This is a genomic window from Streptomyces sp. NPDC086519, from assembly GCF_040686075.1.
In the GTDB taxonomy this organism is placed as follows: domain Bacteria; phylum Actinomycetota; class Actinomycetes; order Streptomycetales; family Streptomycetaceae; genus Streptomyces; species Streptomyces shenzhenensis.
Genome location: NZ_JBFBJL010000064.1, coordinates 1 through 21,306, shown reverse-complemented (window position 1 = coordinate 21,306; position 21,306 = coordinate 1). Strand labels below are relative to the sequence as shown.

At 68.9% G+C, this 21,306-nt stretch carries 21 protein-coding genes and 2 pseudogenes; 10 read left to right on the top strand and 13 right to left on the bottom strand.

What is annotated here, in order from left to right; genetic code table 11:
- The first annotated feature begins 356 nt into the window (after positions 1–356).
- The 3 genes from AB0P24_RS38745 to AB0P24_RS38735 are packed head-to-tail and all read left to right on the top strand — an operon-like array spanning position 357 to position 2,630.
- Complete coding sequence (locus tag AB0P24_RS38745) at positions 357–575, top strand: hypothetical protein (RefSeq protein WP_365802493.1); 219 nt, start codon at positions 357–359, stop codon at positions 573–575.
- Positions 572–1,486 carry an XRE family transcriptional regulator gene (locus tag AB0P24_RS38740; RefSeq protein WP_365802491.1) on the top strand — a complete coding sequence of 305 codons (915 nt, stop codon included), beginning with the start codon at positions 572–574 and terminating at the stop codon, positions 1,484–1,486. The genes AB0P24_RS38745 and AB0P24_RS38740 overlap by 4 nt, the downstream gene beginning before the upstream one ends.
- 7 nt (positions 1,487–1,493) lie before the next feature.
- On the top strand, positions 1,494–2,630 hold the full coding sequence (locus AB0P24_RS38735; protein ID WP_365802489.1) for a hypothetical protein: 1,137 nt from the start codon (positions 1,494–1,496) through the stop codon (positions 2,628–2,630).
- 259 nt (positions 2,631–2,889) lie between these two features.
- Here the strand turns inward: AB0P24_RS38735 and AB0P24_RS38730 are convergent, their stop codons facing one another.
- The 3 genes from AB0P24_RS38730 to AB0P24_RS38720 all read right to left on the bottom strand — a co-directional run bounded on the left by AB0P24_RS38730 (position 2,890) and on the right by AB0P24_RS38720 (position 5,105).
- The gene (locus AB0P24_RS38730; RefSeq protein ID WP_365802487.1) at positions 2,890–3,036 is read right to left on the bottom strand and encodes a hypothetical protein; all 147 of its coding nucleotides are present in this window, start codon (positions 3,034–3,036) and stop codon (positions 2,890–2,892) included.
- 409 nt (positions 3,037–3,445) lie between these two features.
- Positions 3,446–3,904, bottom strand: coding sequence for a hypothetical protein (locus AB0P24_RS38725; protein ID WP_365802485.1), 459 nt, complete (start codon positions 3,902–3,904; stop codon positions 3,446–3,448).
- Between the two features lie 316 nt (positions 3,905–4,220).
- The gene (locus AB0P24_RS38720; protein ID WP_365802483.1) at positions 4,221–5,105 is read right to left on the bottom strand and encodes a LysR family transcriptional regulator; all 885 of its coding nucleotides are present in this window, start codon (positions 5,103–5,105) and stop codon (positions 4,221–4,223) included.
- A 195-nt stretch (positions 5,106–5,300) separates the two neighbouring features.
- Between AB0P24_RS38720 and AB0P24_RS38715 the strand changes: the two genes are divergently transcribed.
- The 6 genes and pseudogenes from AB0P24_RS38715 (at position 5,301) to AB0P24_RS38690 (ending at position 10,763) form a co-directional block, all read left to right on the top strand.
- Entirely contained in the window at positions 5,301–6,125 is an 825-nt protein-coding gene (locus AB0P24_RS38715; RefSeq protein WP_365802481.1) for a maleylpyruvate isomerase N-terminal domain-containing protein, read from the top strand.
- Positions 6,126–6,279: 154 nt separating this feature from the next.
- Positions 6,280–7,044, top strand: a complete 765-nt coding sequence (locus AB0P24_RS38710) for an enoyl-CoA hydratase/isomerase family protein (protein ID WP_365802479.1) — start codon at positions 6,280–6,282, stop codon at positions 7,042–7,044.
- A gap of 111 nt (positions 7,045–7,155) precedes the next feature.
- Complete coding sequence (locus AB0P24_RS38705) at positions 7,156–7,878, top strand: SDR family oxidoreductase (RefSeq protein ID WP_365802477.1); 723 nt, start codon at positions 7,156–7,158, stop codon at positions 7,876–7,878.
- 189 nt (positions 7,879–8,067) lie between these two features.
- The gene (locus tag AB0P24_RS38700) at positions 8,068–8,994 is read left to right on the top strand and encodes a sigma-70 family RNA polymerase sigma factor (protein ID WP_365802475.1); all 927 of its coding nucleotides are present in this window, start codon (positions 8,068–8,070) and stop codon (positions 8,992–8,994) included.
- Between the two features lie 123 nt (positions 8,995–9,117).
- Positions 9,118–10,017 (top strand): alpha/beta hydrolase, encoded by a 900-nt coding sequence (locus tag AB0P24_RS38695; RefSeq protein WP_365802473.1) that lies wholly within the window; start codon positions 9,118–9,120, stop codon positions 10,015–10,017.
- Between the two features lie 489 nt (positions 10,018–10,506).
- Positions 10,507–10,763: pseudogene (locus tag AB0P24_RS38690) on the top strand (hypothetical protein).
- Between the two features lie 149 nt (positions 10,764–10,912).
- On the opposite strand, the pseudogene AB0P24_RS38685 reads toward AB0P24_RS38690, so the two are convergent.
- Positions 10,913–12,345: pseudogene (locus AB0P24_RS38685) on the bottom strand (IS1182 family transposase); the annotation flags it as partial.
- Positions 12,346–12,853: 508 nt separating this feature from the next.
- On the opposite strand from AB0P24_RS38685, the gene AB0P24_RS38680 reads away from it, so the two are divergent.
- A complete protein-coding gene (locus AB0P24_RS38680) occupies positions 12,854–13,249 on the top strand; it encodes a group 1 truncated hemoglobin (protein WP_365802471.1) in 396 nt (131 codons plus the stop codon).
- 235 nt (positions 13,250–13,484) lie between these two features.
- On the opposite strand, the gene AB0P24_RS38675 is transcribed toward AB0P24_RS38680, so the two are convergent.
- The 9 genes from AB0P24_RS38675 to AB0P24_RS38635 all read right to left on the bottom strand — a co-directional run.
- Positions 13,485–14,633: a hypothetical protein gene (locus AB0P24_RS38675; protein WP_365802469.1), complete on the bottom strand. Its 1,149-nt coding sequence runs from the start codon at positions 14,631–14,633 to the stop codon at positions 13,485–13,487.
- A gap of 37 nt (positions 14,634–14,670) precedes the next feature.
- Positions 14,671–14,892: a hypothetical protein gene (locus tag AB0P24_RS38670; protein WP_365802467.1), complete on the bottom strand. Its 222-nt coding sequence runs from the start codon at positions 14,890–14,892 to the stop codon at positions 14,671–14,673.
- 21 nt (positions 14,893–14,913) lie between these two features.
- Positions 14,914–15,186 (bottom strand): hypothetical protein, encoded by a 273-nt coding sequence (locus AB0P24_RS38665; protein WP_365802465.1) that lies wholly within the window; start codon positions 15,184–15,186, stop codon positions 14,914–14,916.
- A gap of 41 nt (positions 15,187–15,227) precedes the next feature.
- Entirely contained in the window at positions 15,228–16,226 is a 999-nt protein-coding gene (locus AB0P24_RS38660) for a hypothetical protein (protein WP_365802463.1), read from the bottom strand.
- A 59-nt stretch (positions 16,227–16,285) separates the two neighbouring features.
- The gene (locus tag AB0P24_RS38655; protein WP_365802461.1) at positions 16,286–16,843 is read right to left on the bottom strand and encodes an XRE family transcriptional regulator; all 558 of its coding nucleotides are present in this window, start codon (positions 16,841–16,843) and stop codon (positions 16,286–16,288) included.
- A 12-nt stretch (positions 16,844–16,855) separates the two neighbouring features.
- Positions 16,856–19,084 (bottom strand): helix-turn-helix transcriptional regulator, encoded by a 2,229-nt coding sequence (locus AB0P24_RS38650; protein WP_365802459.1) that lies wholly within the window; start codon positions 19,082–19,084, stop codon positions 16,856–16,858.
- A 228-nt stretch (positions 19,085–19,312) separates the two neighbouring features.
- Positions 19,313–19,861, bottom strand: a complete 549-nt coding sequence (locus tag AB0P24_RS38645) for a hypothetical protein (RefSeq protein ID WP_365802457.1) — start codon at positions 19,859–19,861, stop codon at positions 19,313–19,315.
- Between the two features lie 125 nt (positions 19,862–19,986).
- Positions 19,987–20,271 (bottom strand): hypothetical protein, encoded by a 285-nt coding sequence (locus tag AB0P24_RS38640; protein WP_365802455.1) that lies wholly within the window; start codon positions 20,269–20,271, stop codon positions 19,987–19,989.
- A 159-nt stretch (positions 20,272–20,430) separates the two neighbouring features.
- On the bottom strand, positions 20,431–21,306 hold an 876-nt coding region (locus AB0P24_RS38635; RefSeq protein WP_365802453.1), incomplete at its 5' end, for a hypothetical protein.

The window sequence follows — 21,306 nt, the reverse complement described above, 5'->3', positions numbered from 1 at the left end:
ATCGTTCTTCAGCACAAGGGGGGCCGCGCGGCCTTCCGGACGGGAAGGTGTGACGCCGGGGCAGGCGCCCGTCTTCCATGGTGCGCCATCCCGGCGGTACCGCAACGACGGGTACGGTTTCGCCCTCAAAAGCGTTCAGTGGGACATGATTTGGCCCTGTATGCGGCCGTGATGAAGTAACGGGCCGTCCGGGCTGTGTGAGGGCCGGGGTGCCATTGTTCCGTAATCATATGATCGCATTGAGTGTCTGGTGTCGGTCGCACCATGCTGTCCTCTAGTTCCTCCGCGGCGCGTCAGCACCGCTGCGGAGGGGCGTTTCTTTCCGGATCCCTCGTTCCCCTTCAGGGAAGGTGCGAATGAACAGCAGGCAGGTGATGACCGTGGCCGTCCTGGCCGTGGTCCTCGCGTGGAGCGCGGTGCTGGTCGCGCTCGGGCAACTGGCGGCAGTAGCCGCGCTGCTGCCCTCACTCGGACTTCTTATCCAGCAGATCGTCACCGCCCTGGGCAGTTCTGCCCGTCCGGGTGCCCGCCCCGACGGACCGGCTGCGGCCGGGAGCGAGGAGCCGTCGCGGTGAAGGAACCCGAAGAGCCCGGGACGCCGGAGCAGGACGACAGCGACCCTCCCGGTGCAGAGCCGCCTTCTCGTCGCGGGCGCCCGCCGGAGCCGATCGGCGACGGTGTCGGGGCGGCCCACCGGACATGGCTGGAACCCGTCCGCTCCCGGCTGGTCGCCAGCGGACTGACCCTGGACGAACTGGTCGGCCTGTCCGGGTACTCCAAGACCCGCCTGTCGGAACTCCTGCGCGGCAAGGGCTACTACCCCGGCTGGGAGATCACCTACAGCGTCGTCAAGGCGCTTGACTTACCGCCGTGGCCGCTGCGCCGGCTGTGGACGGCGGCCGCCCGGGAAGCGGCCAAGAACCAGGGCTGGATCGAGAACCGCATACAGGCGGTGCAGCCGCTGGGCCCGGAGCAGCCGCCGGTGGCACACCTGGCATTCACACAGGCCCTGCGCGACCCCTACAACGCCTATGCGCGGGCCTTCCTGCAGGCCGACGGACGTGCCCAGCGGGCCGTACGGGAGACCTTCGACATCCTGTGGCTGACCTGGGACGAAGCACTGGCCAGCGCAGACGTGCAGCGGCACGCCTGGCAGATGCTGCGCTCACGGGTCATGGCACGCGCCCTGCAGCGCGACGGCCACCCCGACCTCAGACAGGCCGCCTTCTACACCGTCGCACAGGCCGGTATCGCCGACATCGCCGCACGCAAGGCCCACATCGACACGATGGCCGACTTCTTCGACGCCGTCGCCCGGCTGCCCCAGGACCAGATGGACGTCATCGTCCTGAGCCACCTGTGCGGGATCCAACCCGCCGCGGTACCCGGGATCGTCGGCCTGAGCCCGGCCATGACCCACACCCTGGACCACCACGCCCGAGGGGCCCTCAACGACCTCTACCTCCGCACCGACACCCGGGAGTGACCACCCCATGAGCATCATCGACGACCTCCTCAGGCAGTCCCGGCTGCTGCCTGATCCCCAGGTCCCCGCTGACGTCATCCCCTACGACGACATCGCCTACCCCGCCTTCACCGACGACGGCCGGCTGCTGTGGGACGGCGACGGAGGCGACGTCGCCGACGACGTCGCCGCCCAGAGCCTGGCCGCCCTGTGCGAAGCGGTCCTCGCCCACTGCACCCCCGACCAACTCGCCGACTTCCTCACCGACCAGCTGCCCCAGCCGCGCGCCGCCTGGCTCCTGGGCTGCGCCCTGCAACTCGCCGGCGCCGACGACGGCGCCCGCTTCTGGTGGCAGTACGCCGCCGGCGCCGGCGACGAGGCCCCCTCCTACTGCCTCTACCTCCTGCACCTGGCCCGCGGCGACATCCACGCCGCCGCACTGTGGCAGGCCCAGGCCGGCGCCCATTCCCCCGACGCGGACCTGGACCTGGACCTGGACCTGGACCTGGACCTGGACGCACCGTCGTACCGGATGATGACCGCCGACACCAGCATGTCCACCGTCCTGCGCATCCTCAGCCGGCTCACCCGCACCCGCCCCCGCCACCCCACCCCGACCGCGAGCGCGGTCATCGACTTCGTCGCCACCGCCGTAGCCATCGGCTACGACATCCATCCCGACCTCGAAATCCCCGTCCCCGGACCCCACTTCGCCGAACACCTCGAAATCATCATCGCCGTCACCTCCCCTGCCCCGGCCCGCACGCAGACCGCGTGCATCCCCGCCCCACGCCGTGCCCTTCCCGGCACCCCGGCCAGAGGACCGGAACTGCCCAACCGGCCCGCCCCGGAACACAGCGTCCCGCCTCCGCCGACCGCCGCCGGGGAACCCGAGCGGCTCCTGGTCGAAGTGACCGCCGCCGGCCACGAACCCGAAAGCGCGTCCACGTTCTTCAAACAAGCCGTCGCCGTGTGCGGCAGGACCGCCACCGCAGCCCGGACACCCGCCGACCCCGACACCCACGCCACCCGCAGCTACTACCTGGACCGCTACCGCCCCCGCCCGCACCGCACCCGTACCTCGCCGTTCTCACCCGTCCCTTCGGGATTCGGCACCCGGCCGCCAGCCGGCGCCGGAACGCCCCGCCCCTCGGGCCACAACTGATCCTGAGCCGCTCGCCGAACTCCGGTCGGCTGCTGTTGCGTTGGTGGTCCAAGGAAGGACGCCCCGCTTCCTGCGGGGAGAAACGCAGGTGCACGGACTGCCCGGCGCTCGATCACACGGCCCGTCCCCACACTGCGGACGGGCCGTGTGCGTTGTGGCCGGGGCCCGAGGAACCGGACCGTGCGATAGGGGGTCAGCTGAAGAAGATCTCGAGCAGGGGTGACGCCCCGGGTGGCGGCCCGCCGTCCGGTAGCAGTTCCTACTCCTGCGAGGCCGTGTGGTCCCGGATCGCCGCGGCGACCTCCGGCAGCGCGTAGGCGATGGCCGCCAGGCCCTCCCCCGGCAGCAGCGGTCCGCTCCTCTGGGTCCGTTCTGGTCTTCGCTCCTTTTGCGCCGTCGCGGTCACCGCGCGGGCTCCGCGACCCGAACTTCCGCGCCACCGCTCAACAGGTCCTGGACCTGTACGCGCGCATCTTCGATGGCACCCCGCTCGAAAGAGGATGAATACGTCATCTCCGCGGACGAGAAGACCTCCATCCAGGCCCGCTGCCACCCCGCCCTCGCCCCGGCCAGGCCCGCACGATGCGGGGTGAACCACACCTACGGGCGCGGCGGCGCGCTGACCTACCTGGCCGCCTACGACGTCCACCGCCCAGGTCGGGGACCGGCTCCGGGCATTCGAAGACCGCTGCAACGCCACAGCACAGCCGTTCCGGTGGAAGTTCACAACCTCCGACCTGGACGATCTGCTGGCCGGACTCGACCGGCACACCGCCGATCACCAGGAAGAATCCTCCGCCGCACCGGCAGCTTGATCAACCCCCGAAGGACTTACGACGCCGACCACTAAAAGCCGCCGTCTCGCCCGACGTGCTTCTGGGGGCCGGGAAGCTCAGGGCGGTGGGCTGCCGTCGCGTGAACCGACCCGACGGCGACGCCATCAGCCAGCCCCGCTCGGTCAGCCGCCTCGCTTTGGACCGCACCCCTTCGATCTTCGCGGGCACCAGCTTCAACTGAAGCCCGGCGGCCAGCTGCTTCGCCGAGATCCCCTCGCCGTCACCCGCACCGTATTCCACCAGCTCGACGATCCACCGGTAGTCCACCGCAAGCGCGTCCGCCGTCGCCGCCTCATGCCAGCGCGGCACGATGGACCCCACAACCGGAGCCGGGGCCTTCGCCGTCACGGCCGACGCCTCCCGCACATCGGGGGCGGGCGCCTGCGTCTGTTCGCCCCCAGCAGCCAGGGCCTCGGCGAGCTCCGTCCGGGCGATCACCCGCCGCTCCAACGCCACCTCTGCGTCGGCGAGTTCAGCCTGATCCGCTCCAACTCCGCGCGAAGCTCCTCCGCCCGCACCCGGGCAGCCGCCTCCCGCTCCTCCAGCAACCCCATCACCGATGGCATCGGTCATCTCCGCATCACCGAGAGCGAACTGATCGCCCGAGCTCTCCCGCAGTAACGTGGAAACTATGCCTGAACAGCGAAAACTCATTGGTCACATCCGGAAGGACAACGGCTTCTGAAGCTCGGCCAGGTATGTGCTTGCGGGTTTGTCCCGGAGGGAAGCGGCCGAGGGGCCGGGCCGGTCGGGTTCATGGCGTGGGTCGCTGTTCGAGGGCGGCGACGAGGTGGCCGAGGTCGCGGCGGTGGGAGTTGGCATGCCAGACAGCCCAGGTGCGCCGTACGAGGGGGTGGCCGATGAGGGGTGACCAGGTGACGGTGTCCGGTAGGGGTTGGGACCAGTGGGGCGGTGCCAGTGTGAAGGCATCTCCGGTGCCGACGGCGGCGAGTTTGACCTCGGCGATCAGTTGCTGTCCCTCAGGGGGGTCGCCGCCGATGTCGATGCCGTGGCTGCGCAGGGTCGCGGTGAGCGCGTCGTACCAGGCGGGGCTGCCGGAGCGGGGGAAGCCGATCCAGTCCAGGCCTGCCAGTGCGTCCAGCCGGATCCCGCCGGGCTCGCCGAGGCGGGCGGCGAGTTCCGTGGCGAGCAGCGCTCCGAGGCGTTCCTCGACGACCAGCATGGCGTCCAGATCCGGCCCGGTGGGGCGTTCGCGCAGCAGGCCTAGCTCAAGGGTGCCGCTGCGAAGGGCCGTGAGCTGGGCGGCGGTGGACAGGTGCAGGGCCTGCACACGGGTGGCCGGGAACGCCTCGCGCAACGTGGCCAGGGCGCGGGAGAGCAGTTCGGTAGGGAGTTCCAGGGGGATGCCGATGCGCAGCAGGCCGCCGCCGGACGCGGTGTGGGCGGCCATCGCGGCCACCGCGCTCTCGTGCCGGGCCAGCACCCCGCGTGCCTCGGCCAGCAGGGTGAGTCCGGCGTCGGTGGGCCGGACTCCCGTGCTGCTGCGCACCAGGAGCTGCACCCCGAACTCCCGCTCCAGACCACTCACCGTGTGTGACAGGGCGGGCTGGCTGATGTGGAGCCTGCGTGCCGCGGCGGACAGCCCGCCCTCCTCGACGACCGCGACGAACGCACGCATTTCCCGAAGGTCCATACGCGCATCGCATCACGACCGTGGTGACCTGCGCCATTGCCGGTGGGTGCCCGGCGATAGATATGCCTTATGGCGGCTGTCGAAGGGCCGTATGGCGTGGGACTGCCGGTCACGCCGCGGATGGGGTTTGGTGAAGGGACGTCCGCAGCCCCCTTGATCACCGATCCGAGGAGCTTCCGCATGCCCGCCGACTCCGCCACCACTCCCACTCCGACCTCCACTTCCGTGTCCCTCGCCCCCTGGCTGGAGGCGCTCCACACGAGTTCCAGCAGGCTGACCGCGCTGGTCGGCGGCCTGTCGGAGGCGGAGCTGTCCCGGCCGTCCTTCGCGGATGGCTGGAGCATCGCCCAGGTGCTGTCCCACCTGGGCAGCGCCGCAGAGATCAGCGCCGGCCTGCTGCAGCGAGGCCTGGCCGGCGACACCACCGGGCCCCGGCGGGAGGAGGTGGCGCCGGTGTGGGAACGCTGGGACGCGCTGTCGGCCCCGGCCCAGCGGGAAGCGTGGACGGCGGCCGACGCCCACCACCTCTCCCTGCTGGACTCGCTCGATGAGCAGGCAAGCGCCGAGGTGCGCGTGCCGTACTTCGCCGGGCTGCTCGGCGTACCCGAGTATGCCGGGTACCGGCTGTCGGAGCAGTCGGTGCACGCCTGGGACATCGAGGTCGCCCTGGACCCGGCCGCCACGGTCCCGCCCGCCGAAGTACGCCTGCTGTGGGAGCGGCTGGATGCCGTGGCAACCCGGTTCCGCGACGCCGAGACCCTGCAGCGTCTGGGCCCGCGGCAACTGTCCGTCCGTCTGACCGACGCGGACCGCACGCTGCTGCTGGACCTGGACAGCGAGCTGCACCTGTACCCCTGCGAGCCGGCCGAGCCCGCCGGTACGCTCGCCGGCCCGGCGGAGGCCGTCCTGCGTCTGTTCTACGGCCGCCTCCGCCAGGGGGAGGGGGTGACCGCAACCGGCCAGGTAACCCTGGCGGACCTGCGGGCTTTGTTCCCCGGCTTCTGACCCCGCCCGTGTTGTCGCCAGAACTGCGCGCAATGGCCGCTATTGCTGCTTGCGATGGCCGCAGTGCAAGAAAGCGACGGGACGTCGGCGTTATCCCTCTCAGACCAACAAGCCCACGCATCACGAACCACACACGGCAAGGAATGAACTGATCATGTCGACCACCAATCCGGCTTACTTCACCGCCTTCGAGAACATCGCCATGAGCCGCACTGAGTCGGGTGTGCTCACCGTCCGCTTCCACACCGGCGACGGACCGGCCACGTTCACCGGCCGGCTGCACACCGACTTCCCCCGGGCCCTGCACGAGATCGGCGAGGACCGCGACAACAAGGTGCTGATCCTGACCGGCACCGGCGATCGCTTCATGACCGACATCGACGGCGCCAGCCTCGGGGACATCACCAAGCCCGTCCAGTGGGACCGCACGCTCGGCGAGGGGCGCCGCGTCATGCAGCGCCTGGCCGACCTGGAGATGCCGATCGTCGCCGCCGTCAACGGCCCGGCGAGCGTGCACAGCGAGTACGTCCTGCTGGCGGACATCGTGGTGGCCGCCGACACCACCGTGTTCTCCGACTTCCCCCACCTGACGTTCGGGATCGTGCCCGGCGACGGCATCCACATCGTCTGGGAGGAGGCCATCGGCCTCAACCGGGCCCGCTACCTCACCCTCACCCACGGATCGTTCACCGCCGAGGAGGCCGAACGCTGGGGCGCGGTCGCCGAGGTCCACCCCCTGGACAAGGTCCTGTCGCGCGCCGAGGAGCACGCCGAGAACCTGGCCGCCAGGCCCCAGCTGCTCACCCGCTACCTCGCAGTGACACTGCGGCAGCGCGTCAGCCGTCGGATGGCCGAAGGCCTCCAGGTCGGCATGGCCCTGGAGGGGCTGACCGCAGCCGACCTCGCCTACCAGAGCTGACCCCTGCCACGCCGGGCCCCCGTCGCCATACCCCCATGGCGACGGGGGCCCGGGCGGCCGCACACCACCCGCCCGTCCCCTCACCCACTCATCCCATTTCGGAGGCGACTCATGCTCCCCAGACGGGTGCTGATCACAGGAGCGTCCAAAGGCATCGGATTCGCCGTCGCCGAACGGCTGTCGGCATCCGGCCACCGGCCCGTCGGCGTCGCCAGATCCGAACCCGCGCACTTCCCCGGCGAGTTCTACGCGGGGGACCTGTCTGATCGCGACGTAACCCACCGCAGTATCCGGGACATCCTGAGCCGGGGCCCCGTCGACGCCGTGGTCAACAATGTCGGACTCGTCCGCCCGGCCCCGCTGGCCGGTGTCGGCCTGGACGACCTCGCCGCCGTCTACGACCTCAACGTGCGCGTCGCCGTACAGCTCACCCAGGCCGTCCTGCCCGGAATGAAGGAGAGGGGCTGGGGCCGGATCGTCAACCTCAGCAGCCTGGTCACCGTCGGCCTGCCCGAGCGCACCGCCTACGGCGCTGCCAAAGCGGCACTCGACTTCTGCACCCGCGCCTGGGCGGGGGAACTCGCCGCCACCGGCATCACAGTAAACTCGGTCGCCCCCGGCCCCACGGAGACCGAACTCTTCCGCGAGAACAACCCGCCCGGTTCCCCCGGCGAGGCCCGCTACCTGGCCGGGATCCCCATCGGCCGCCTGGCCCATCCCAGCGAACTGGCTGCCGCGATCACCTTCCTCCTCTCCGAGGATGCCTCCTTCATCACCGGCCAGACTCTCCGGGTGGACGGCGGAGCGAGCACGGGATCGTCAGTGGCCGACTGAGCAGACCCCAGGCGTCTCAGAGCCGCCGGGCGGCCGTGGTCCCCGCCGCGATCTGGCGGCCGTGCCAAGGCCGCATCGGTGTCTTGTGCACACCGCTCGTTCCTTCGGAAGACTCGCGTCCGGCTGCTGCGCCGCCCCTGCGGCAGGGTGGGTGGGTCTGCCGAATCTCCTGTGCGTACCGTGAAGTGGATGAGAGACGTCATGTCCGAAGCCCCGTCCGATGCGGAACTGGTGCGCGCCGTGCAAGGCGGCGAGGTGGCCGCGGTGGGTGTGCTGATCGAACGGCACCGGGCAGCCATGCACGCGGTCGCACTGAGTGTGCTCGGATACGGGCCGGAGGCGGAGGACGCCGTACAGGATGCGTCGCTGATCGCTCTGCGGCGCATCGGCGATGTGCGGAAGGCGGAGTCTGTCGGAGCGTGGCTACGCATGATCGTGCGCAACGTCTGCCGTGCCCGGCTGCGCTCGGCGGTTTCCACGACACCGCTCCCGGAGCTTGGCGCGGCGGAGGGCCCCGAGGAGATCATCGACCGGCACGCGATGCGGGACTGGCTGTGGCGGGCGATCGACGAACTGTCCCCGCTCCTGCGGATGACGGTGATGCTGCGGTACTTCAGCCCGCGCACCCCCTCCTACGAACACTTGGCCGCCCTGTGCGGGGTGCCGGTGGGCACGGTGCGCAGCAGGCTCAGCGAGGCCGTGGCCAAATTGGCCGGGGCGATGGCGGCAACCGCGGACCTGGTGCACGAGGACACTGCAACGTTGTGCCGGGCGAGTGCCAAGGAGGCAGTGGAGACGCTGGCCGCGGCCGGTCAGGGGCGGTTCGCGGAGCTGACAGCCGAGCGGTGGACACCGGATGCCGGCTTCTACGTGGGACGGCATCGGGCGGGAGACCGGAACTTCCTCGTCCGCGGCATGGCCGACGACCTGGAAGCGGGTGTGCGCCAGCGTTTCCGCAGTGCCGTCGCCGGCCGGGACATGGCCATCTGGGAGATGGATCTGGTGAACCCGCCGGACAGGCCGGCCCACTGTCCGCCGGCCGTCGCTTGGGTCATGTCCATGAGACACGGCCGGATGCACCAACTGCGGCTCTTTCACGCCCCGTCGGCTGAGTAGCGGCACTTTCCGCTCCCGACGGCTCGGCGCATCGTTGTGATGCGGATCACGGCCGTACGGTCGAACTTCTCCGCAGTCGCCGCATCTTGTGGGTGTTCGAAGCACACTCACGCGGAGAAGACGATGCAGAACGAAACGACGCGCCTGTTGTCCCCCGGCCCCCACGAAGTCGTGGTGGACGGCCTGATCCAGCGCTACCACGTCTACGGTTCGGGCGGCCCGGTCTGCCTGGCAGTACCCGGCGGCCCGGGCGTGACCTGGGAGTCTTTGTGTATGCCGGGCGTGGAGGAGTTTCTGACCATGGTGTACGTCGAGCCGCTGGGCACCGGCGACTCACAGCGCCTCCCGTCGCACCCCCACGGCTACACCCGCGAGCGCTACAGCCGAAGCCTGATCGGCCTGCTCAACCGGCTGTCCCTGCCTCGCGTGTTCCTCCTGGGGCACTCGCACGGCGGTTTCGTCGCCCAGTACGTCGCACTGCACCACCCGGACCGGCTGCGCGGTCTGGTGCTGTACGAGAGCGCTCCTGTCACCGGCCCGGAGCACATGGCCGAGGCCGCCGCCAACGTCGAGGCATTTGTCCGCCGAAACGAGGGCCGGCCGGAACTCGCCACTGTCCTCGGCGGCCTTCAGGCATCCGGGAGGGCAACCGACGACGAGAGCGTCACCGCAGCACTGCGTGACCTCCTGCCCGCGTTCTTCGCGCACTACTGGCAGCGCGAGGAGGACTTCGGTGAGCTGCGTGCCACAGTCACCTGCACCTACATCTCCTCCGCCGACGAGAACCTGCAGCCCGACATTGTCGACGACCGGAAGGTCCTCGCGGAGCTCACGGTGCCCACCCTGGTCGTGGTCGGCCGGTACGACGTCCCCTGCGGACCGCGGTGGGCGCAGGAACTGCATGCCCTGATCCCCGACTCCCGGCTGGCCGTGCTTGAGGACAGCGGGCACTTTGGCCACCTGGAAGAACCCGAGACCTTCGCGGCCGCCGTGCGCGCCTTCGTCCACTCCACACCCGTGTAGGCCCGAGCCGGCCCCGGCCCTGCCGCATCCGGTGCCTTCGTCCCTGCCGTCGTACACGGGCGCGCCGCTTATGGCGGCCGTCAGCAACGCCGATGGCCGCCACCACGGACAACACCGAGCCCATCGCCTGGCTGATCAGTGAGCGAGAACTGAGGGAACTTGAAGACGCGCTCGCGATTGCGGAATGCGAGCGTCGGAAGGCCTGCTCCACATCCTGCATGCCGCACGGCGAAGCGGTCGCGAAGAGACCGGCCGACGACGGGGCTCGGGCGGGTGAAGTTTCTGAAGCATCTCCATGAATCGTGCAGACCTTCCGATATTCCTGAAGCACCTGCACTCCTGGTGAACTGGAGCGGTCATGACGCTGGCGACCGTGCGGAATCTGGCCTCGCTGAGAACGGACTGCCCGGTAGAGGACTGCACTCCCTGGGAAGACCTGCGCGAAATGCACCTCGCCCGCCCTACCGCGCAACGCCCGGCCGTCGCCTGATGCCCCCCGGACACGGGTCCCGTCGCGCCCGGGTCGCCTTCTCCGACTCCGCCACCGAGCAGCTAGAGACATCACCAGCGAGGCGGACATCCACGCCTTGGACCGCGTCCTGTTCGTCATCTCCGTCGGCGAACCGATCCCCGGCGACACCGACGGTCCCCAGCTGCGCCAGTGCACCGACGACGTCGAAGCCGTCCGCGTCCTGTACTTCGTCACCGCCCTGCGCACCGTGGTCGTCGCCTACGTCGAAGTCTGACCTGCCCTTGACTGCCGCTTGCTAGGAGCGTGTCCTGGTATCGGGCAATCAGCTGGTGATTGTGACGGTGAGATCAGTGGTGGTTGCTCGCTGCGTGCCTGCCGGTGCGGGTGGCCTGGTCCTGTCGGCTTGGAGATCGGTCTGAAGGGGAAGATCTTGCGGAGGTTGTGGCAGGCGGCCAGCAGTCGCCACTCGCCACGGGCTCCGTCCTCGCCGCGCAGGAGGAGCTGGCGACCGTTCTGGCAGGTCATGATCTGGCCGAAGACGGGTTCGACGATGGCTTTGCGGCGGCTGTAGGCGGCCTTGCCGGGCTTGGTCCGCAGTTTGCGGGCCATGCGCTCCTTGAGGGTGGCGCTGGCGGGGATGCGTCCGCGGGGTGCGGGCGGGACCTTCTCGTCGTGGCCGAGTCGCCCGGTGGCCATGAACGTGTCGGTGCCGCAGACGAGTTGGCGCTCTTGGGCGGCTTCCAGGTTGGTTTCGGAGCAGTAGCCGGCGTCGACGAGGGCCTGCTTGGGGTGCACGCCGGTGTTCTGCGCGGACTGGTCGAGCATGCTGGTGTAGTTCAGCGCGTCCGAGGCGTTGGCGGTGATGTCGGCGGCCGTGATGACGTGGTGCTTTTCATCGACGACGGCCTGGGCGTTGTAGGCCTGGATGTAGGCGCCGTCGCTGTTCTTCATGATCCGCGAGTCGGGGTCGGTGAAGTTGGCTTGGGCCTTGGGCCGGGCCTTGGCCTTGTCTGCTCGCCCGCGTCGGTGAAGGCCCGCTCGTCGCTGGTCCCAGCGCGCTCCTGACGGCGGCGTTCCTTGTCCTCGGCGTGAGCGCGGGCCTTGTCGGCGGCCTCGGCCTCGATCTGCGCGCGGGCGGCCTGCAGCCTGGCCAGGCGCTTCTCACGCCGGTCCAGCTCGGCGGGCAGGTCGGCCTCTTTGCCGTCCACGCCGAACCGGGCGTCTTCGGCGGCATCGACTGCTTCGGCGTCGTCCAGCAGGGACCGGGCCGTGACCTCCAGGGCAGCGATCTCGGCTTCGATCCGCTCTTCCTTGCCGATCAGGCGGCCGTAACTCATCGCCTTGTGCTTGGAGGCGCTGGCCTCCAGCTTGGTGCCGTCCAGCGCGACGCGGCCCATCTTGACCATGTCCAGCTTCCGCGCCAGGTGCAGCGACTGCAGGAACAGGCCAGCGAGCGCGTCCAGGTGGCGGCGGCGGAACCGGGCGATCGAGCGGAAGTCCGGCGCCTGGTCGGAGGCCAGGAACCGGAACGCGACGTCATCGACACACTTACGCGTGATTGCCCGCGAGGAGCGCACCCCGGTGGTGTAGCCGTAGATCAGCAGCCGCAACATCAGCCGCGGGTCGTAGGGCAGGTAGCCGCGTTTTTCGGTGTAGTCGGCCAGGATCGGCGACAGGTCGAGCACCTCGTCGACCAGGTCGGCGACGAACCGGGCGAGGTGGTCCTCGGGCAGCCAGTCGTCCAGTGATGGCGGCAGCAGAAGGACCTGGTGCGGGTCGAACGTCCGGAACGTCTTGTCCACCGCCGCCGGACGACCCTGCGGCTGCTTCTTCTCACCCGGCTCAATCTCGAACAGCCCATCCCGATCACGCATACTGTGATCATCTCGCACGAATGATCACGGAGCTTAAGCGGGTTGCCGGTTACTGGCGGGCGGAGGAGGTGCGCGTGAAAGGCCGCCACCTCGTGGCAGAACGTGACGCTCGAATACGGTGAGTGTGCCTACACTCCGTGATCTGGCCCTGGCCCCCTACCGGGATCGTCGCTGTTTATGTTGGCCGCTGGCAGCCGGTCCGGCGGGGGCGGTTGGTGTGGCATGAGGTCGGCGACGGCCGTGCGGATGGTGCCGCGGCTGACGCCGTGTTCGCGGAGTCCGTGAGCGCCAACACCGGATGGCCCGCCGGCCAGTTCAGCGAGGTGGAGGCGTACCTGAACAACTGACCCGGTGTTTCCGGCGTCCACCCGGCGCGTGAGGATCCAGTTGCGAAGAGTTCACCGCGGTCCCGGGCGGGTCGGAGGGTCTTCTGACAGCCCGGAAACTGTCTCCTCACGTTCCGGCAAGACGGCGGCGCGACGCTGACACCATGACCGACACCATCTCCGGCACGCCGTCCGGGGCCCCTTCCCCGACCCTCTTCGAGCAGCTCGGAGGAGACGACGCCGTAGGGTCCGTTGTCGACATCTTCTACGACAAAGTCCTCGGCGACCCCGATCTCCAGCCGTACTTCACCGGAGTGGACCTGGACCGTCTCAAGCAGCACCAGCGGCGCTTCATCGGCCAGGCCCTCGGCGCCACCCGCCCCTACTCCGGCCGTTCCATGCGCAAGGCCCACGAACACCTGGCCATCACGGACGACGCCTTCGGCAAGGTCGTCGACCACCTGGCCGGCGCGCTCACGGAGGCCGGGGTGGACGAGGCGACCATCGGCACGATCGCCCAGGCCCTGCTGCCGCTCAAGGCGGACATCGTCACCGCCTGACGCTCATCCCCGGTCGGCGGGCGCGGTCACCGGGCGCCGCGGCCCATGGCACGGGTGCCGTCCGCGTACAGCACGTACCTGGTCTTTGGAGGAGATACGCCCGAAGGGCGTATCTCCTCCAAAGACCTTACTGGGACACGCTCCTAGGCACTCGGCAGGTTGAGGCCTTCGCCATTTGGTGCGGCGGTGCCGTCACTTGACGTCTCTCCCTTGATCGTCGGATCCGCCGTTAGATTTACACCCCCGCGGCCCGCGCCACGATCAGCCGGTCGGTCAGCTCGACTGTGGCGAGGTACCACCAGAAGATCCAGTCGAGGAACGCTTCGTCGTACTCGCCGCGCTGATCGGCTCGGCGGTGACGCAGGTCAAAGCGGTTGGCGATCTCGAACAGTGCGCCTTCGTCCTTCCCGAGGTGCTCCTTGATCAGAGCACGGCGCTCCTCAAGGATGCGGGCAAGATTGAAGATCGCCGATCTCTTGCTTTCGGCCGACGTGTCACGTCCTCGGAAGAGCGCGATGGCGTGGCGTACCCCGGCGGTGGTATCGGGCGGGCTGTCACTCAGAGCACGGTGCACCAGCTGGCTTCGGGCATCGTCAGTGACGGCGACCAAGCGCCCGAGGTCCTCGCCTTCGGCGGCCAGTTCGTACTCGATGCCGGCCTCGCGCAGCAACTGGTTGACCTTCCACCGGTACAGGACGCGCGCCGGTCCGTTGTGGAACTCCGAGTGGTGCCATCCACAGCCGCTGTACGAGTGATAGCGCCGCATACGGGGGCGGCTCACCAGGTCGTGGAGCACCTCGATCAGCCCGTAGAAGGTGTCTTCGTCCCACGTCTCCGGCACCAGGGGCCACAGGTGAGGGATGCCGAGACGCCGGTCGATCACCGCGGAGGCATCGGGCAGGTCGTTCGGGTCGTCGACGCATTCCTCGCCGAACACTTCCACCAGGTAGCCGTTGTCGGCGAACTCGCCGATGAGCCGCGCGAAGTCACGCCGGGTGTCCCGCGCGGTACTGCCGTCACGGGCGAGTCCGTTCCCGCGGCGCTGCGGCCAGTATGGTCGGGGCGCGGCCGCGTGCCTGAGCTCAGGCGCCCGTTGAATGAGCTCCGTGAACCAGCCGTGCTGGGTGATCACAGGCCGCTTGGTCCCCCAGCCGGTGCCGGTGGTCGCCCAGGGATCATCTGTCGGCGCGGGGTGGTTGGGCAGGTCCTCGAAGTCGGCGATTGCGGTCGTGCCGGCCAGGGCCTCCGCCATGAGCCATATCGCCCGGTCCTGCCAGGAGCCCGTGGACCGGAGGACGCGCTCGCCCTCGGACACGAACAGCGACGCGGGCCAGAGGAGTTCGTAATTACTCAGGTCCAGACTCACCGCAACATCATCACCCATCGGGGGTGTGGCCAGCCCTGAGTGATGAATTCCTGCCTCAGTCCCGGATCAGCTCCTGGAACTGCGGACATCCGACGGCATGCCACTCCCTAACGAGGACTTCCCCGGCAACGACCACGACCTCTGCGTGCCAGGGCAGACAGTCGTGGCACGCATGAATCTCGTAAGAGTTGCCGTCGTCGTCGAACGCCTTGAGGTCGACAGAGCCGACCGGCGCTCGGTAGGTCACGTCCTGCTGTGCATCGGAGCCGTCTGCCATGTCGGCCAGTATCTACGCGGCCTAGCGTGCGGACTGCCCTTCGGGACCAGGATCCCGTGCAGGGATCTCGCTGCGGCAGTCCTTGCACTCGACGGTCTGGGGCAGCGTTGTGAAGCGGATCCCGGAGATACCGTAGGAGCCCTCGATACGGTGGCTGCCGCAGACCGGGCAGGGTGTGGCCTGGAAGTCCTTGTCACACCGCAGGCATCGGCCCCGCTTCACGTCGCCGTCTCCCGGCTCGATCAGAGTGTCGTTGCTTCCGCACCTTGCGCAGTGCACCTCGATCTCGGCCATGCTCCTCCTCCAGACGCCGTTGCCGATGGACATGGAACTACCTACGGAGTGCGGCGGATCAGGCCTGCGGCGAACCACTGCACAAGGGTGGCTGCCAGATGGACTGCCATCTCCGCTTCCCGCTGCGTTTCGTGTCGCGTGGGGTTCTGCGAACCGTGCCGGGACGTCTGCCCCTGCCACAGACGCCGCATCATGTCCGCGACCAGCGCGATATCGTCCCCGCCGCCAGCCGCCGGGATCGCCGTAGCGAACCGCTGAGGCGAGTTGCGTATCACCCCCAGCATCGTCCCAAGCGTTGCCTTGGCGTTGTTCGGCTCGACCAGGGACTGAGCGGCCGCCTCCACCGCCTTGATCGCTTCGCTGTATGCCTTGGTGGGGTCCGGGTCGCGCCCGTATGCGCACTTCCAGGCCGTTGCCATGTGGTCGGCAGCAGACCCTCTCTGCGGGTTGCGAGAGGCGGCCAGAGCGCTGGCGACAGCCCGCTGTGCTGTCGCATCGACTCGAAGCTCGAGCCCGGTCCGGGCATCATTCACACGGTAGGCGGAGCCTCCGAGCGTCAGCATGTCCTGCAGAGCCATGATGGCCGTCTCCCGGTCAGGGGCCCCATAGATGACCCCCATGTCCAACCTGTAGGTGTGCGGACCGCGGCCCCCGTTGGACAGCCGCTCGGGCGGCGCGCTCAAGTGCAGCATCGTGTTGATGACATCGAACAACTGCTCTTTGGTGGTGCCACCCGCCAGGAACTTCGCAGGTGAGTACTCCTGCCGGCCGGTGTCCACGCGCAGCCGCAGATGTAGAGCGACCCTCTCCGCGTTGACCTCGTCATCCTGGAGGACATTCATCACCCACCGCCGCAGGGGAATTTCCAGATGCTCGGGAACGCCTTTGATGAGGGACTCATCAACTGATCGTTGAGGATCCGCCGCCTGCGGATCATGCCGCTTACGGCCGCGCATGAACATAGACGAACCGTAGCCCCACCCGCTGACATGCAGGCCACGGATTTCCTCCCCCTGATCTTGCTTGGCGGAAGAAGACATACAGGTGAGGCCTCGAACCGTGCCGGTTCGAGGCCTCACGCTGTTCGGGGACGCCCCTACTAGAGCTCGAACTCCAGGTGCTCGATGTCGGTGAAACGCACCTCTTCCAGCTGGCCGGCGCGGCGGCCGTTGTCCTGGAAGTACACGTCCTTGAGTGCTTCGGCGGCGATCTCCCTGAGCTGCTGCTCGGTGGCGCCGGCCTCCTGGGCGTCGAAGAGTCGGGCCGCGTAGCGGGGCGGCAGGGCGACGGTCAGGTGCCGGATGCGGTCTTGGTCCGTCGACCCGATCGGCGCGGTGTAGCCCATGCGGGCGCGGGTGTCGATGACGATGCCGCCGGTGGTAGCCGCCTTCTGCCGGGCCTTGGCCCTGATCTGCGGCTGCCAGCGCTTCTTCACCTCGCGTTCCAGGCGTGCGGCGAGGTCCGGGCGGGGCTTTTTGATCTGGTCCTTCACGTACCGCTCGACGGTGCGCTGGGAGACCCGCAGCATCTGGGCGACTGCCTTGGTGCTCTTGAGCTGCTTGACCAGGTACCGCATCTGCGCACCCGCGCTCTTGGGTGCCGGGCGCGTGAACGCATTCTGCACGGCGGCGTCCAGGCCGTCCCCGAACAGGCTCATCGTGGCCTACTCCTACTCTCCGTTGTCGACGTCGGTGACGGTGCCGTCCTTGATGTACCGGGCGAGGTTGAGCTCCGGGGCGTTGAACCGCTCGCGGACCTCCTCGCCCCACAGGACGGTCTGGGTGCCCTCGTGCTTGACCAGGCCGGGGTTGATGCCGAGCTTGAAGCCGCCGGGCAGGGGCTTGCCCTCCCGGTAGGGCAGGAAGTCCAGCGGGCTGGTGCCGTTGACGGCGTAGACGACGCAGTCGGACAGGATCGCGATGGGGTACTGCCCGGTGAACGCCGCGTGCTTGATGATCTTGCGGTGCAGGTTGATCCGGGTGCGGGAGATGACCGCTGCCCGGATGTCCGGCCGCCACGTCGGCCGGGACAGCGCGCGCCACGGCTCGCCCGGCCGCCATCCCTCGCCGCGCGGGCGCTCGCGCAGCTTGCCCAGGCCGCCCTTCACCGTCGCCTTGATCGCGGAGACGACGATCGCCAGCTCCGGGTCACGGCTCTTGTAGCCGTCCATCGCGGCGAGGAAGTCGGCCGGGGCGAGGTCGGCGTCGACGCCGAGGTCGGCCATTGTGGCGAGGTAGGCGTCGCGCAGTCGGTTGTACCAACCGTCCAGGTAGCGGCCGTTCTCACGCCGCACCCACGCCTCCAGCGGGCGCACCTCGTAGCCGAGCTCCACCGCGTACGCCACAGTCGGCGTCGCGTACCAGGCCGGCCCCTCGGGACGCTCGCCCTTCGGCGTGAACGGAGAGGGCAGCAGCGAGCCGTCCAGCTCCACCCACTCCTTGCCGACCTTCACCTTCGACAGGTCGACGTGGGAGAGGTCCACCAGCCAGCTGCCGGGCAGCTTCGGGTCGAACACCGGGTTCGTGACGCGCGTCGGTACTCCGAGGCCGACGACCAGGCCGTTGGCGCCGGCGGCGAAGGCCATGTTGACGTCGATGCCAACCAGGTGGCGCAGGGTGCACTCGGCATCGGTCATCGGACGCGCCCAGTCGTACGCCTCCTCGAACAGCTTCTCCGCCGGGCCGCGCACGTGGAACCGCGGCAGGTCCTTGAGCAGCGGGTGCCCGTCCGGGGCCTCGCACGGCGCGCAGTCCACCGGGTCCTTGCCGAGCGAGCCGGGGTTGTGCTCGGAGTGCCGCTTACCCGTCGCGTCCGGCTCGGAGGCCCGGGTCGCCGGGTGCAGCGAGGTCATCAGCTCCAGGCCGGTCACGGCGGTCGATCCGCGCGGCGTCATCACCCTCGAGGCGTACACGCCCAGGAGCCGGGCGAGTTCCGCCGGCGGAAGCTGCCCGGCCTCGCCCCAGTGCCGGGTGTCCAGCGCGTTCCACGACGGGATGCACAGCTGGACGCACTGGCGGTCCGAGCCCTTGGCGGGCCGGTAGATCCGCGCCCACGGCCCGAACCCGCGCTTGGTGAGCTGCCAGTCGGCGCGGGTCAGCTGCTTGATGACCTTGTGGCCCTCCGGGATGCGCCCGGCGAGCCGCTCCTCCTGCGTGAGCGTGGCCGGGAGGCCGTAGCGCTCCAGCGCGGCCTCGGTGAGCACGAGCAGCGGGTCGGCGTCCTTGCCGGGCCCGGACAGCTTCGGCTGCCCGAGCTTCGCCTCCTTGAGCGTCCAGTCCACCAGGGACGGAAGGGACTTGGCGGGCACTTCCAGGACCAGGCCGCCGGTGCAGTACGCCAGTACCTTCCCGTCGTCGTCGACGTCCAGGACCGCCAGCGGGCCGTTCTCGAACCGCGGGTCGGCGCCGCCCGCCGGGGTCCCGGCCGGGGCCGCCTTCCGCGCACCGGGACGACGCGACGTCGACGTGCTCCTGGTGGTGCTCGCCGGGCGGGGTGCAGCGGCCGGAGCAGCAGCGACGGGAGCCGGGACGGGGGTCTGGGTGTTCTTGGTTGCAGTCATGACCGCAGCCTCGGGAGCCGCGGGAGCCGAACCTGTGGACAGTGTCCCGGCTTCCGCCGGGTCGGTCTCGCCGGTGAACGTGGCGGGTACCGGGGCGGGGTAGAGCTCCGCGAGCTGCTTGAGCAGTCGCGCGTACGCCTCACGCTCGGGGCCGCGCGGCTCGGTCGGCTTCTTGGTCGACTCCCAGGCGGACACCGTGGCCCGGCGCACCTTCAGCGCGCTGGCGACGTCGTCCAGCGTCAGGCCGTGCGCGGTGCGCAGTCGCTTTCGCTCCTCCGCCGGCGGCAGAGGAGCGCGGGACGCGACCAGCGCGTCGACCGCGTCGAACAACTCGGACATGGGACACCTCCTGAACTGCAGACTACCCCATGAACCGTAATGTTCGCGTGCTTTCACCGTACGAATACCGTACGCGGCGTGTTCGAGTGTCGGGGCGGGTGTTCTGGCCGGATCGGTGGCTGGTTCTCACGAATGCGCACCGACCCGAGACGCTGATCACTGCCGCCGCGACCATGGAGTAGGGGAAGACCGGCCTGGCCGACTGGGACGGCGACCAGGCCGCGTGCATCAGCTGACAGTGTCCCTGTCGAGCGCAGGACGGAGCACACCCACGGTGGTGATGACGGCGGGGCCGGTCAGGGACATGGCACCGTCGGCGGCGACGGATACGTGCAGGATTCCGCCGGGGAGGTCGACACGGTAGTCGGCGACGTCGGTCTGGCCGGTGTGGCGTCGGTGGGCGGCGACGGCCGCGCAGGCGCCGGTGCCGCAGGCCCGGGTCTCGCCGACGCCCCGTTCGTGGACGCGCAGCTCGAGGTGATGGGCACCGCGTACGGCGGCGACCTCGGTGGTGACCCCGAGGGGAAAGGCGCCGGCCGCTTCGACGGCGGGCGGGATGCTCAGGTCTCCGGCGTCGGCGAGGTCGTCGACGAACACCACGGCGTGAGGGTTCCCCACGTCGACGTGGGTGGCGGACCATGGGCTCTTCCCGCCGCTGGTGGTGAGGGTGATCCGGTCGGGGCCGGGAAACGCGGCGATGCCCATGGCTACAGTGACCGGGGCGGCGTTCGGCGTGATGAACCTCTGGACCAAGGTGATCCTGACGGCCGTGATCACCCCGAGAAACTGTCACCGACCAGCCGCCTCCTGGCCCGCGCCGCGGGAATCGCCTCGGTCTCAGCGGTGGCGGCATGGCCGGGATGTGACGCGCACCGAGGGACACCCCACGGCCGTCTGGCGCGTCACCGAATCAGATGGTAAATAGCAAAAGCGAGGATCGCCGCTCCAACGATGAAGAAAACCACACCGAATGCGCGGATGAATCCCCGCCCGGGGAAACCCTCTTCGGCTGCGGGGCCGTAGGAGACTCGGGGTGTCCTGGCCTGCAGAGCGGCTGATATCCCGTTCGACGCGGCAAGGAAAGATACACCCACAACAAAGAAGACCAGGCCAACAAACCCGCCAACGAAGGCTGAGGGCGTTGAAATGTTTTGACCTTCACTTGCCGCAACAACAAGGGTTTCCATTTTCCGCTTTCATGTTGGTGATGCTAATTCCGGGCGACCGTACCGCACGGCTAAAATAACGTCAACGAGGCCATACGTTACGTGACCGATAGTTTACGACTACGCTGCGGGCTGCGAGCTTCCTGACAAGCAGTCCGCAGCCCGCGTCACATCCGACCTCTAGTTGAATTGATGGAGTACGAAAGTGTCGGACACGCCACCAGTGACATTGACCGGAATGCCGGGAGGAATGAGATCCACGCCCGCACCGAGTCCGATTTGCCCCATGTATACCAGCGATCCGTGACTGTTCCTGGAACCACCGGTACCGACTGCGGCATGGCCAAGGAGCCCTTCACCTGCGGTCCCCTCCATTGACGCTCCCCAACCCGTCAGCTGGCTCACATCATCGGCGTTGGTGTACACCGTGTCGCCAGCGGCGGAAAACCCGAAGAAGCCGAGACCGACACCCCAGGATCCGGTCAGCGTCGAGTGCCTCTTACCGTCAGGTCCTTTAATGGAGACCAGGCAGACACTCCCACTAACGGACAAGGCCGCGGAGAACCCGAAACTCCCGCAGAGCCCTTCCCCGTGCGGCAGGAATCCGTGTGCGAGCTTGGAGAGACCGCACACGAATCCGCAACTCTTCTGCTGGTCGGACGCCATCGCCGCCAGGCGGTCCGCCCGGGCAGTGGCAGCCTTTCCACGAGCGGCGGCCTGCGCGTCCTGTGCCTGCTTCGTGTCGTCCCCGCTGCCGCGGTGTGCGGTACCCGTGGAACTCTTGCTGTTCATGCCGGCGTAGCCGGGGGCAACTCCGCCGCCAGTGGGGTTGCCGTTCTTGGACAGGCTGCCGTCACCATGGGTGACGACGCCGTTGCCACAGCTGACACCAAAGTCCGGCCCGCAGGCAAGGCCCTTGCCGCTGGGATCAGAGAAGGAAATGGGGTTGCCACCGCCGTAGGGGTGTGTCAATTTAACGGCTGATCTTGGTTGTTGAGTGGTCAGTTGTTGCTCGGGGTCAGGCGGCCCTCGAAGGCGATCTGGAACGCGTTCAGG

Excerpts from the sequence above, each read along its gene's own strand:
- AB0P24_RS38745 (WP_365802493.1), top strand. The coding sequence starts at position 357 with ATGAACAGCAGGCAGGTGATGACCGTGGCCGTCCTGGCCGTGGTCCTC.
- AB0P24_RS38735 (WP_365802489.1), top strand. The coding sequence starts at position 1,494 with ATGAGCATCATCGACGACCTCCTCAGGCAGTCCCGGCTGCTGCCTGAT.
- AB0P24_RS38720 (WP_365802483.1), bottom strand. The coding sequence starts at position 5,105 with ATGCGTGCGTTCGTCGCGGTCGTCGAGGAGGGCGGGCTGTCCGCCGCG.
- AB0P24_RS38715 (WP_365802481.1), top strand. The coding sequence starts at position 5,301 with ATGCCCGCCGACTCCGCCACCACTCCCACTCCGACCTCCACTTCCGTG.
- AB0P24_RS38710 (WP_365802479.1), top strand. The coding sequence starts at position 6,280 with ATGTCGACCACCAATCCGGCTTACTTCACCGCCTTCGAGAACATCGCC.
- AB0P24_RS38705 (WP_365802477.1), top strand. The coding sequence starts at position 7,156 with ATGCTCCCCAGACGGGTGCTGATCACAGGAGCGTCCAAAGGCATCGGA.
- AB0P24_RS38700 (WP_365802475.1), top strand. The coding sequence starts at position 8,068 with ATGAGAGACGTCATGTCCGAAGCCCCGTCCGATGCGGAACTGGTGCGC.
- AB0P24_RS38695 (WP_365802473.1), top strand. The coding sequence starts at position 9,118 with ATGCAGAACGAAACGACGCGCCTGTTGTCCCCCGGCCCCCACGAAGTC.
- AB0P24_RS38680 (WP_365802471.1), top strand. The coding sequence starts at position 12,854 with ATGACCGACACCATCTCCGGCACGCCGTCCGGGGCCCCTTCCCCGACC.
- AB0P24_RS38675 (WP_365802469.1), bottom strand. The coding sequence starts at position 14,633 with ATGGGTGATGATGTTGCGGTGAGTCTGGACCTGAGTAATTACGAACTC.
- AB0P24_RS38670 (WP_365802467.1), bottom strand. The coding sequence starts at position 14,892 with ATGGCAGACGGCTCCGATGCACAGCAGGACGTGACCTACCGAGCGCCG.
- AB0P24_RS38665 (WP_365802465.1), bottom strand. The coding sequence starts at position 15,186 with ATGGCCGAGATCGAGGTGCACTGCGCAAGGTGCGGAAGCAACGACACT.
- AB0P24_RS38660 (WP_365802463.1), bottom strand. The coding sequence starts at position 16,226 with ATGTCTTCTTCCGCCAAGCAAGATCAGGGGGAGGAAATCCGTGGCCTG.
- AB0P24_RS38655 (WP_365802461.1), bottom strand. The coding sequence starts at position 16,843 with ATGAGCCTGTTCGGGGACGGCCTGGACGCCGCCGTGCAGAATGCGTTC.
- AB0P24_RS38650 (WP_365802459.1), bottom strand. The coding sequence starts at position 19,084 with ATGTCCGAGTTGTTCGACGCGGTCGACGCGCTGGTCGCGTCCCGCGCT.
- AB0P24_RS38640 (WP_365802455.1), bottom strand. The coding sequence starts at position 20,271 with ATGGAAACCCTTGTTGTTGCGGCAAGTGAAGGTCAAAACATTTCAACG.